We start from the raw sequence: 12,551 nt of genomic DNA, 5'->3' as shown, positions 1-12,551 counted from the left end.
AAAACTGTTTACTGCGACTGAAAACTCTTTTTACTCTTGAATACTCACTTTATAATTAATTCCATAAGTTTTAGTAAGGTTATCATCGTTAAAAATATCCTTAACTGGGCCTGTGGCAATCTTTTTCACATTTAAAAAGGTTACCCAATCAAAATATTCGGGTACGGTTTGTAAATCGTGATGCACTACAATTACTGTTTTTCCTGCTTTTCGTAGTTCTTTTAAAATGTTAATGATGGCTATTTCTGTTGTGGCGTCTACACCTTGAAAGGGTTCGTCCATAAAATAAATTGATGCGTTTTGCACTAAGGCTCTTGCCAAAAATATACGTTGTTGTTGTCCTCCTGAAAGCTGACTTATTTGTCGGTTTTTAAAGGGTAACATGCCTACTTTTTCTAAGGCTTCTAGGGCTGCTTTTTTTTGTTTTTGTCCGGGACGTTTTACCCAACCTAAGCTTCCGTAAGTACCCATCATTACAACATCTAATGCTGTGGTTGGGAAATCCCAATCTACACTGCCTTTTTGTGGTACGTATGCTACAAGTTGCCGTTGTTTTTCATAAGGTTTATCGTAAATACTAACACTTCCTGCAATAGGTTTTAAAATGCCTAATATGGATTTTATTAAGGTTGATTTTCCTGCGCCGTTTGGTCCAACTATTGCCATGAGTACGCCTTCTGGGATTTCTAAATCGATATCCCATAATACGGGTTTGTAGTTGTAGGCTACTGTGAGGTCGTCTACTTTTACGGCAATCTTGTTTTCCATTTTTAATTTGTTTATATGTTCATTTTTTTTGATAAAAAACGAACAAAAAAATCAAGTTCAAGCCGAGGAATTTTTCATTCCGCTATGTCGGAATGAAAACCGATTTGAAAACTCCGCGTCGAACTATCGTTCTCCTGTTCTCGGAGCTTTTCTTCATCTATTCTGCGCCTTGACGATCAATTCTTTGAATTGACTCGGGTGTTGACCTTTTTGCCAAATCATCTCTTTATTTCAATTTGCTTTAACTCTTTATTTTCTAAGCAAGAGTTTGGTTCCTCCCCTATGGGGAGGTTAGGAGGGGCTTCTTACTATTTAAGCGCTTCTACAATAGTGTTTACATTATATTCAAACATGCCTATATAGGTGCCTTCGATAGTTCCTGCATCTCCCAGAGCATCAGAGTACAACGTGCCTCCAATAGTTACTTCGTGCCCTTTAGATTTTACTGAGGCCTGAAGCGCTTCGATGGTTCGTTTTGGTACCGAGCTTTCTACAAAAATCGCCTTTACCTTGTTTTCAATGATAAAAGCGGATAGTTTTTGCACGTCTTGAACGCCTGCTTCTGTTGCTGTGGAAAGCCCTTGCAAACCAACAACTTCAAAATTGAAGGCTTTTCCAAAGTAATTAAAGGCATCGTGTGCTGTTACTAAAATACGTTGCTCTTTTGGAAGCGTGTTTATAGTGGTTTCTACCTTGTTTTTTAGTGTATTGAGTTGCTCTATATATTTAGTGCCATTGGCTTCAAAATTGGTTTTTTGCTCGGGAATGGCTTCTGAAAGTGTTTTAACCACGAATTGGGTTGCTTGTTTCCAGTAGTTGATATCAAACCATATATGCGGGTCGTAATTTGATGCGAAATATTCTGAACCAATAAGCGTGCTTTTATCCAATGCATCAGAAATAGCTATGGTTTCTTTATCTTTCATTTTCTCAAAAACCTCAACTAGTTTGCCTTCTAAATGTAGACCGTTGTAAAAAATAATATCAGCTTGTGATAGTTTGGTAACATCGCCTTCACTTGCTTTGTATAGGTGCGGATCTACACCGCTACCCATAAGTCCTTGTAGGTTAATGTGCTCGCCACCAATGTTTTTTACCAAATCGGTAATCATTGTTGTGGTGGTAACGATGTTTATTTTACCGTTAGGTTGTTTTTCATTCTTGCAACTAAATAGAGAGACTATGGTGCAAAAAAGGATGATGTATTTTTTCATATCTCTAAAAATATATTGCGAAAGTACTAAAAATTGATTTTTGTGCTGTTATTATGGTTTTAGCTTATAATAGCTTTAATAGTTGTTTTGATGTGTAATACTTAAAAATGCGTTCTCTTACAGTAAAATTTGAATCAAAAAATAAAGTTGCGGGTAGTGTAAATGGTTTGTTTTCTCGCGAAGCTAATAGCAAAGGTAATTCGTGTATGCCATTACGTTTTGTTTTTGCTTGCTTGTTGGTAAATGTTACGCCGTCAAACACTATAGTATCAGTTGTTTCTACATCCATTTTTACGGCATAATAGTCGCTATTTATTTTTTGAATAACGTCTGTATTGGTAAACGTTTTTCTTTTTATTTTTTTACAATAGCCACACCATTCTGCGTGAAAATATATAAATACGGGTTTTGGTTGTTCTTCTAGGGCGTGTTCTAATTGTTCCCAAGATATCCAATTAATACTTGTACTATTTTGAGAAAAAGCAGTAGTAATTGCACCATTGAGAAGTAAAAATAAAACGAGATATTTCATATATAATTGGTTTTAGAAATCTCCAAATTTTAATCCTATAAACAAGGTTCTTGGTCTGTTTGGTCCATATACATAATCTGAATCTCTGCCTGCGCCTGTATCAAAATCATTTTGATAGCTATTGAAAAGGTTTTGTACACCACCACTCAATTCTACATGAAAGGTGTCTTTGAGATCGAAATGATACGTTAACTTGGTTGTCATATCAAAAAACGCTTTAGAATCAACTAAATCAATAAATCCAGAATCGCTAATTACACGAGGTACAACCATAGTGCCTGTATAACTTCCTGTAACATCCAGTTTTAAGTCGTCATTAATTTGCCAGTTAGAATTTAAAAATCCATACACGTTTGGTGCCCGTGTAAATTCTCCTAAAACAACGTCTTGCTCTCCGGGGACGCTACCGTCTGCTTCAAAAAGTATTTGATCTTCTTTATATATAGATTTTTGAAATGTAGCGCCAGCTTGAAAAAATAAGTCTGGATTTGGCGACACACTCATTTCTATATTTGTTCCGGCTACAAAAGCACCAGAGCCATTTCTAGATTCTTCTAAAATAGAACCATTAGCTAAAGAACTACCTGTACTTACAATAGTAAAAGGGTTTTTTAACGTAGTATAAAACCCTTCTACTAAAAGGTTTGTTTGTGTTTTTTTAAAATCTTTAGTAAAATTAAAAGAAGCGGTGTAGGCGTTTGAAAACTCACTTTCTAGATTGTCTGATAAAATAACAAAACGCTGTTCGCCGCCTACAGATGAAATATGAAGGTCTTCATTAAACGCCTGTGGTGCTCTAAACCCTCTAGCGTAACCACCTCTAAATTGTATAACCTTTGATATGTTGTAGAGTATTGTAAAACGTGGGCTCAACACCGTTTCGGAAACATTAGAGCTACGTGCAATGTCTTGTATGGTGTAAAACCCATCAACATCAACATGGTCTAACCTAGCGCCAATTAATGCTGAGAATTTATTTGTAGGTTTCCATTCGTACTGCCCATATATTCCAAGACTTTTTACGCTTTGATCTACCAGACGGTTATAGCCCGCAATGGCATCATCGGTATCATTTAGTTGGTATTCTAAGCCTGTTGTAATAACATTATTATTAGTAAATTCATGGCTAAATTTAGTACCTGCTACAAAGGCGATATCTTTAGTTACTCCAAAGGCGTTATTGGCTAAGATAGAGTCTGCAGGAGTTCTACCTCCACCAAGGCCACCGTAGTAACTGTCTCTATTAGTATATTGTAACGAGGTATATACACTTAAATTATTGGTACGCTCATCGTTAAATAACTCATAATCCAAACTCGTAAATATGGTATTATGGTCTAATTCTTCAGTAATATCTGTAAATTGCGGCGCCAAATCTAGTTTATCTCCTCCACGTCTATATTCACGAATACCAGTAAAATCAAAACCTATTTTACTATTATCGTTAGGTCTTAAAAATGCTTTTGTTCCTAAGGAATTATTGTTGAGTTCAGTTATTTCTGTAAAACCATCTCCATTAGCATCATATGCATCACGATCTCTAAAAATACCATAAACGGTAATACCACTCATTAAATCTTCACTAATTACAGAGGCATTAACATTTACATTACGGTCTGCTGTGGTGCAATCAATAATACCAAGTGAGGAATTTACTTCCCAAGTATCGTTTATAGGTTCTTTTGTAATTACATTTATAGTACCTGCAATTGCGTTTGAGCCAAATAGTGCAGAACCACCGCTGCGTACTACTTCTAAACGGTCTATGATACTTACAGGTATTTGCTCTAAGCCATATACGCCATTTAATGCGCTAAATACAGGGCGACTATTTACTAATATTTGTGTGTATTGTCCTTCTAAACCGTTTAAACGGACTTGCGTGAACCCACAATTTTGGCAATTGGTTTCTACACGAACTCCAGGTTGATAGTTTAAACCATCTGCGAGCGATAGTGATTGTGTAGCCTTGAATAATTTAGGACTTAATACTTTTACAATTACAGGCGCTTCTTTTTTACTAATACGATTTCTTGTGGCACTTACTACAACTTGATTTAATCCGAGAGCATCTTCAACAAGTGAGAAATTTATAATTTCTGTAGTATCGAGTTTAAGAGATACATTTTTACTAAGCCTTCTATACCCTTGAGATTCTGCTATTATTGTAACCTTACCAGCAGGAATAGTTAATTTATATATCCCATTTTCATCTGTACTAACACCTTGTGTACCTCCTTTTACATAAACACTAGCAAAAGGAATAGGTATACCGTTTGATGTCACCTTACCAGAGATTTTAGCATTTTCTGTTTGTCCAAAACAGAAAAAGGGTATGTATAGTAAGATTAAAAGATATTGCTTCATCAAGACCTGTTTTTTATGCAAATATAAATATATTTTTAGAGTTATCTAAAAATTATTTTAAAGTACTATATTTATAGTATATTTGTTTAGCATAAATAGCAATGATGATTACACTAACGGAAGAGAATTATATAAAAGCCATTTACCATTTAGGAAAGCTAGGTACAGCCAATGTTAGCACCAACGCTATTGCTAAAGAAATGGAAACAAAAGCATCTTCGGTTACCGATATGGTTAAGAAATTATCTGAAAAGGCGTATGTTGATTATAAAAAATATCAAGGTGTTTCTTTAACAGAAAAGGGTAAGGCTATTGCTGTAAATATTGTTAGAAAACACAGATTGTGGGAGGTGTTTTTAGTTGAAAAACTTAACTTTTTATGGGATGAGGTACATGATGTTGCCGAACAGTTAGAGCATATTAAGTCACCAAAACTCATTGATGAATTAGATGCTTTCTTAAATTTCCCAACTCATGATCCTCATGGAGATCCCATACCTGATAAGGATGGGAATTTTTCAAAATTAGATAAGGTGAAATTATCTAAAGTTGCTGTTGGTGAAACCTGCACATGTGTTGGTGTAGAGGATTCATCTTCAGCTTTCTTAAAATATCTAGATAACCATAAAATTGCTTTAGGAAGCAAAATTGAAGTTATAGCAATAGAGCCATTTGATGAATCTGTTACCATTCTAATTAACGCTTCGAAACTTAATATTTCAAAACATGTTTCTAATAATTTATTCGTTAGAACCAATTAAACTAAAAGCGCCCTGAGTTAATAATTTATCGCTGTTTTTAATAAGGTCAGTATTTTCTATTTCAGTGTAACCATTATATGTTTTTCCTATAGCTACTTTTATTTGTTTGAAGTAATAATTGTTGTCGGTTTCTTCATCTAAAATTAGAGTGTAATTATCTTTGTCGTTTTCAGTAATTGCAGTTTCTGGCAATGCTAAGGCTTTACTTTTGGCAGTAATAATTTCAGCATTAACAAACATACCAGTTAAGAAGTGATGCGATTCGTTTTCTGGATGTGCATGTACTTTAATAGTTCTGTTATCTTCAATTGACGTGCCTACTAAATATACAGAAGCTTCATAAACTTCTTTGGAAGCTTCTGGTATACTAAACAAGATGCTCTGATTTTTTTTAATACTCATGATGTCCTTTTCAAATACGGATAATTCCAAGTGAATATGACTGTTATCGACAATCTCCAATATGGATTTTGTTGGTGAGACATAAGAGCCTTTAGAGACGTTTACCTTAGTAATGCTTCCACTTATTGGCGCGTAAATGTTGACGACTGAAGTTAAAAACCCCTGTTCAACGTTAGAAGGACTAATATTAAGCAGTGATAATTGTTTTTTAAGGCCGTTATAGCTTGCAGTTGCAGTCTTATATTGGCTTTTAGTTTTTAAATACACTTTATTGGAAATAATATTTTCCTTAAACATGGTGTTTTGCCGCTCGTATTCAGTTTTAAGGTAATTTAGTTGTTCTTTAACTTCCATATAGTTTTGTTGAAGTTTTATAAACTCAGGATTTTCAATAGTTACCAAAACTTGTCCTTTCTTTACCTTATCACCAACTAATAGGGGGATGGTTTTTATATACCCACCTGAAATGGCATTTACTATGACTTTATTTTCTGGTGGCACATCAATAATACCGTTTACTTTAATACTAACAGGAAAGGCTTTTTCTTCTAGACTTCCCAAGGCCATATTATTATGTTTAAATTGCTGTTTACTGATTATTATACGGTTGTCTACATTAGTATCTGCGGCAGCATTGGATTCGCTTTCTGAATTTTTGCATCCAAAAACTACAATTAATAGGCTAATGGTTAAAATGTTATATATGTGTTTCATAGCTTTGTTCTTATAAGGTTAGGTAATTAATTGCTATTACGGTTTGGTTATAGGTATTTAGATTTTCGAGATAGTTAAGTTGAATCTCGTAGGCGTTTTCTAAACTTAATATGTATTGATAAAAATCTATTTCACCATTCTTAAAACTGCTATTTGCGGTTTTAAGAATTTCTTGAGAAAGCACTGCACCTTCCTGTTCAAAATAGTTTAGCCCTGTTTGCTGTTGATGAAATTGCGACAATAGTATTTTACTTTTTGCTTTAATTTTAATGGTGTAATCCTGTAACTTCTCGGTAGCTATATCTTCAGCAATTTTTGAAGCTTTTATTTTTGATGATTTTTCGGTAAATAGTAATGGAATTTTTAATCCTAATTGGTAACCACGTAAATTTCTATTAATACCAGAATTAGTACCTTGAAAATAGTTTAGGGTAATATCAGGCAGTAATTGCTGTTTTTCTAATCGCCTTGTGCGTTCTGCTACCAAAATACTATTGGTGAAAAATGATACTTCTGGAGTTTCATTTATATTTACCAATTGTAACTTTTCTTTTTTTAAAGGCTGTTTTGCAATAACTAAGCTATCTTCACTTTGCACCATACTCATTAATTCAGAGTAGGCTATTTGCACATCTTCAATAGCTTTTATAAAGTTTAAGTTAACCTGCCGTTGTTTGGCTTTTGCGGTTATTTTTTCTAAGTAATTTGTTTCGCCTAACTCGAACCGTCTTTGAGCAGTATTGGCAAAATTTTGATAAAGACTATCTAATGTTTTATGTATGTCTTCCTTTTCAATAGCATATAAATATTGATAATATTTTGCGGTTATTTCGCGCCTTAATGCTTTTTCTTTTATCGCATTGCTAGAAGTTTCTAGGGTATAATTTGCACGATTTAATTTCTTCTGGGAAAAATAGACTGTTGGAAATAGAAATTCTTGTTGAATACCAAAAACGCCAATAGGTTCTTCGTTAATCGCTAAATTGTTTTCATCAAAGCCATAATACACTTCGGTTTTATCAAAATTAAAAGCACTATTGATCAACATATTAGAATGCTCAACTTTTAAGCGACTTGATTTAATACCAGCATTGTTTTCAGTAGCAATAGCAATAAGATCATCAAGTGATTTTTTATCGTTTTGGGAGAAGGCACAGGTTGAAAATAGCCCTACAAGTATTAGTATTGTTGGTAGATTTGTTTTACTAGTTTTTAGTTTTGTATTATTTTTTTTACTGCTATTGAAATAGGAATATAATACAGGTAAAACCACCAGTGTAAGCAGAGTTGCCGTAACTAATCCACCAATAACAACTGTAGCTAAGGGTCTTTGTACTTCTGCACCAGCATTAGTTGAAATTGCCATAGGTAAAAATCCTAAGGCTGCGGCAGAAGCTGTTAATAATACTGCTCTAAGACGATCTTTTGCGCCTTGTGTTATCAATGCTTCCATATCGTTGAAATCTTTTTGTTTTAGCTCTTTAAAATGCTCAATGAGTACAATACCATTTAATACAGCAATACCAAATAATGCGATGAAGCCTACACCAGCAGAAATACTAAAAGGCATATCTCTAAGCCATAATAAAAGTATACCTCCAACAGCTGCTAGAGGAATTGCAGAGAATATTAATAACGCTTCTTTTATAGAATGAAATGCAAAATAGAGTAATACAAAAATAAGTATAAGCGCAATAGGTACCGCCACAAGCAGTCTAGATTTAGCTGTTTGCAAGTTCTCAAACTGCCCTCCATAAGTAATATTGTAGCCAACAGGAATAATTATATTTTTCTCAATTAAAGATTGCACATCATTTACAACCGATTCTAAATCGCGATTTCTTACATTAATACCAACCACTATTCTTCGCTTTGTATCGTCTCTAGAAATTTTTGCTGCTCCTTTTTTATAGGTGATTTCGGCTAATTCTTGTAGTGGTACTTTTCCGCCATTTGGTACATCAACATATAGATTTTTAATATTTTCAATATCGATGCGTTTGGTTTCATCTAGCCTTACAACAAGGTCAAAGCGTTTTTCGCCTTCAAACACACTACCTAAAGTTTTTCCAGCAAAACCCATCGACAGCATAGTGTTAAGGTCTTGTATATTTAAACCATAACGTGCTATTTTTTGGCGGTTGTAGGTTACACTCATTTGCGGTAAGCCATCAATTTTTTCTACAATAACATCTGCGGCACCTTCAACATCTTCTATTAAAGTTTTTATTTCATTTCCTTTTTTAGAGAGTATTTGTAAATCTTCACCAAAAATTTTAATGGCTATATCTGCTCGAACACCCGTAATAAGTTCGTTAAATCGCATTTCAATAGGTTGCGTAAATTCTACTTCCATTCCAGGGATTATAGCTAAAGCTTCTTTAAATTTATCGGCCAATTCATCTTTTGAAGTAGCTGAAACCCATTCTTTTTTTGGTTTTAGAATAATAATAACGTCACTCTCTTCCATAGACATAGGGTCTGTTGGCACTTCTGCTGCACCAATTCTTGTAACTACTTGTTTTACTTCTGGAAATTGTTCGAGTAAAATTTGTTCAATTTTAGTGGTGATTTCAACGGTCTTTTTTAAGGATGTCCCTGTTTTAAGTACAGGTTGTATTACAAAATCGCCTTCGTCTAAAGTGGGTACAAATTCACCACCCATAGTTGTAAAAATATAAATTGAAATCACCAATAGTACAGATGCAAAACCAAGGACTAGTTTTTTACTTTGTAAAGCCCAATGTATTATTGGGTTGTATAGTTTGTTAAGCCATTGCATTAAACGAATGGAAATATTTTTACTTGATTGAATAGTGGGTTTAAGAAATAAAGAAGCTACAACTGGTACATAGGTAAAACAAAAAATCATGGCGCCAATTAATGCAAAACTGAAGGTTAAGGCCATGGGCTTAAACATCTTCCCTTCAACACCGCTTAAAGATAAAATTGGGATAAAAACAATTAGGATAATAAGCTGACCAAATATGGCGGAATTCATCATTTTTGAGGCACCGTTAAACGTAATGGTGTCTTTAAATGGTTGTACTTCTTGTTTGGAAAGTGCAGTAATTTCAGCTTGATTTTTTGTAATTTGAAATGCGATGAATTCTACAATAATAACTGCGCCGTCAATTATGATTCCAAAATCAATCGCACCAAGACTCATTAAATTAGCATCAACACCAAAAATGTACATTAATGAAATTGCAAATAATAAGCACAAAGGTATTACTGAGGCTACCACAAGCCCAGAGCGAATATTTCCTAAAAGTAATACTACAACAAATACTACTATAAGGCAGCCTAAAATAAGGTTCTCGGTTACTGTAAAAGTAGTTTTAGCAATTAGCTCGCTTCGCTCTAAAAATGCATTTATGTAAACGCCTTCAGGTAATGATTTACCAATAGATGCTACCCGCTCTTTTACTGCTTCTATAACTTCTTTAGAGTTGGCACCCTTAAGCATCATAACTTGCCCTAGTACTTTTTCGCCTTCACCATTTCCTGTAATAGCACCAAAACGTGTTGCATTACCAAAACCTATCTTAGCAACGTCTTTTACGTAAATTGGAACGCCATCTTTATTTTTTATTACAATGTCACCTATATCCTGAAGTGAAGAAATTAAACCGTCACCACGAATAAAATAAGCCTGATTTATCTTTTCAATATAACCACCTCCAGCAACACTATTGTTAAGTTCTAAAGCATCAAATACTTCGTGAGCCGAAATTTGCATTGCATTAAGTTTATTGGTATTTAATGCAACTTCATACTGTTTTAAAAAACCACCCCATGTGTTTACTTCTACCACGCCGGGGATACCAGATAATTGCCTTTTTACAATCCAATCTTGTATGGTTCGTAAATCTTGGGCGGTGTATTTATCTCTGTACTCTGGCTTAACATCAAGTATATATTGGTATATTTCCCCTAAACCTGTTGTGATGGGTCCCATTTCTGGTGTGCCAAAACCTTCAGGAATTTTTTCGGAAGCAGATTTTATTTTTTCAGCAATAAGTTGACGCGGTAAATAGGTGCCTATGTCATCATCAAAAACAATAGTAACTACCGATAGACCAAATTTTGAAACAGAACGAATTTCCTGTACACTAGGCAGGTTAGCCATTTCTAACTCTACAGGATAGGTAATAAACTGCTCCATATCTTGAGTAGAAAGGTTGCGTGATGTTGTAATTACTTGTACTTGATTGTTTGTAACATCTGGTACCGCACCAATAGAAATTTGAGATAGCGAAAACAACCCAAAACCTATAATGAATACCGTAAATAATAGAATAATAAACTTATTCTTTAAACTAAATTTGATAATATATGACAACATAATTCATTTTATAAAAAGGAATGTCAACTTATTGTATAACAAGTTGTAACAGAAAAATTTAATAAAAAAGAATTATGCCTGCCTTGGAGGTTGTAGTAGGGCTTCTTCGTGAAGTGAAGCGTATAAATTGAAATAATGGAAATTAGTCTCGGGGCTCTTTAAAAACTCGATGTTAGTAAAGTTATTAGGCGAATTATCCTGTAAAAAGGCTATAATTAATGTGCAATGCCCTTGGTATTGAAATGGCAACTGCTCATGTTCACCCTGTTCTTCTTTATGATTTTCGCTATGGTCTGATTTAAGTTCGCCATAATGTTTAGAAAGGAACACAAAAAAGTTGTCACCATATTCTTGTTTATGAAATTGAGCATGTTCTAACAGTTCATCTAATTGTAGAATATCTTCCGCTATTACATGAAAGCTTTGTATTAGGATAATTCCTGATAATACTATGGATATTAATTTACTCACTGTAACAAAGTTAGCAAATTTTAAGATAGTAGAAATCTAGAGTGTTTTACGATTTGAATTTGACAGTTTCTAAAATAAAATTAGGAAAATCAGTAATTGGAGTAATGGTCATGTCTTTATAATAACACTCTGCAGCTTCAGATTGAATTTGAATTTGCCCTTCCGTCAAAGGTTTTTTAGTTTCAGGATTTATAGCATTTTCAACTACCATCACAATTTTACCATTTACAACATGCACAGCATTATTACCAACAACGTAAAGCTCTAAGTGATTCCAATTCCCATGCGGGTTTTGTGGTTCTAAATAGGCATTGATATAGCCTTTACCTTCAAAATAGGAGTCAAAATCTGGATTATACTGCTTTATTTCAGCGATATTATCACCTCTAATTTCTACTATAGGTCCGCCAACTTTTGGGTTAGCACTATTACCTGGCAAAGAAATAAAATCACCCAAGTCTGTTTCTTGTACTTGAAATTCTAAACATGTTTTCCATGTATTCCAGAAGCGACCATAATCACCATAACTGTGATATAAAATTCCAGTATCCTTTTTTCTTAAGAGCCTAGGCTCCCATTTTTTATTACCCCATCTAAACATGGTGCTAAAATGGTAGTTGCTGTAGGTGTCTTTAGTGGTAATACTTCCATAAATTTCACCACTGATATTCAATATGGTTTCCCCATTAATATTAGTTGTGGTAAATATGTTTTTTATATCATTATTCAACCCTAAAGGCTCGCCGTTTCTAACATCACTAGACTGAAATGTGCCTTCAGGTAAGCCAACTACTGTACTATGTGGTACGCCAATAAAGGTGTCGAAATTAGTTAGGTTGGCATCTAATAATGCTATGGTTTTATTGTTGTCCTGCGAGTACGTGTTCGCAATGCATGCTAAAGTCATTACGTACAGAAATAACTTGTTTTTCATTCTAAAATAGTGTTGATAGCGTTTGTAATTCTGCTACAAA

9 protein-coding genes are annotated in these 12,551 nt (G+C 34.1%); 1 reads left to right on the top strand and 8 read right to left on the bottom strand.

Going from position 1 to position 12,551, the window contains the following annotated elements:
- Positions 1-30: 30 nt before the first annotated feature.
- The 4 genes from EYD45_RS14945 to EYD45_RS14930 all read right to left on the bottom strand — a co-directional run bounded on the left by EYD45_RS14945 (position 31) and on the right by EYD45_RS14930 (position 4,881).
- Positions 31-768 carry a metal ABC transporter ATP-binding protein gene (locus tag EYD45_RS14945; protein ID WP_130965365.1) on the bottom strand — a complete coding sequence of 246 codons (738 nt, stop codon included), beginning with the start codon at positions 766-768 and terminating at the stop codon, positions 31-33.
- 308 nt (positions 769-1,076) lie between these two features.
- Positions 1,077-1,982 (bottom strand): metal ABC transporter solute-binding protein, Zn/Mn family, encoded by a 906-nt coding sequence (locus tag EYD45_RS14940; RefSeq protein WP_130965364.1) that lies wholly within the window; start codon positions 1,980-1,982, stop codon positions 1,077-1,079.
- 64 nt (positions 1,983-2,046) lie between these two features.
- Positions 2,047-2,514, bottom strand: a complete 468-nt coding sequence (locus tag EYD45_RS14935) for a thioredoxin family protein (RefSeq protein ID WP_130965363.1) — start codon at positions 2,512-2,514, stop codon at positions 2,047-2,049.
- Between the two features lie 12 nt (positions 2,515-2,526).
- The gene (locus EYD45_RS14930) at positions 2,527-4,881 is read right to left on the bottom strand and encodes a TonB-dependent receptor (RefSeq protein WP_130965362.1); all 2,355 of its coding nucleotides are present in this window, start codon (positions 4,879-4,881) and stop codon (positions 2,527-2,529) included.
- 104 nt (positions 4,882-4,985) lie between these two features.
- Between EYD45_RS14930 and EYD45_RS14925 the strand changes: the two genes are divergently transcribed.
- Positions 4,986-5,642 carry a metal-dependent transcriptional regulator gene (locus tag EYD45_RS14925; RefSeq protein ID WP_130965382.1) on the top strand — a complete coding sequence of 219 codons (657 nt, stop codon included), beginning with the start codon at positions 4,986-4,988 and terminating at the stop codon, positions 5,640-5,642.
- Here EYD45_RS14925 and EYD45_RS14920 read toward each other — a convergent pair.
- From EYD45_RS14920 to EYD45_RS14905, 4 genes are all read right to left on the bottom strand, one after another.
- A complete protein-coding gene (locus tag EYD45_RS14920) occupies positions 5,622-6,758 on the bottom strand; it encodes an efflux RND transporter periplasmic adaptor subunit (RefSeq protein WP_130965361.1) in 1,137 nt (378 codons plus the stop codon). The genes EYD45_RS14925 and EYD45_RS14920 overlap by 21 nt on opposite strands.
- A 10-nt stretch (positions 6,759-6,768) precedes the next feature.
- Positions 6,769-11,106, bottom strand: a complete 4,338-nt coding sequence (locus EYD45_RS14915) for a CusA/CzcA family heavy metal efflux RND transporter (protein WP_130965360.1) — start codon at positions 11,104-11,106, stop codon at positions 6,769-6,771.
- 72 nt (positions 11,107-11,178) lie between these two features.
- Positions 11,179-11,577, bottom strand: a complete 399-nt coding sequence (locus EYD45_RS14910) for a hypothetical protein (protein WP_130965359.1) — start codon at positions 11,575-11,577, stop codon at positions 11,179-11,181.
- 46 nt (positions 11,578-11,623) lie between these two features.
- Positions 11,624-12,511: a 3-keto-disaccharide hydrolase gene (locus EYD45_RS14905; RefSeq protein WP_130965358.1), complete on the bottom strand. Its 888-nt coding sequence runs from the start codon at positions 12,509-12,511 to the stop codon at positions 11,624-11,626.
- Between the last annotated feature and the right edge of the window lie 40 nt (positions 12,512-12,551).

The organism is Hyunsoonleella flava, assembly GCF_004310325.1.
GTDB classification, from domain to species: Bacteria; Bacteroidota; Bacteroidia; order Flavobacteriales; family Flavobacteriaceae; genus Jejuia; species Jejuia flava.
Note: the sequence above shows the minus strand (reverse complement) of the source record. Positions and strands in the feature narration are given on the sequence as shown.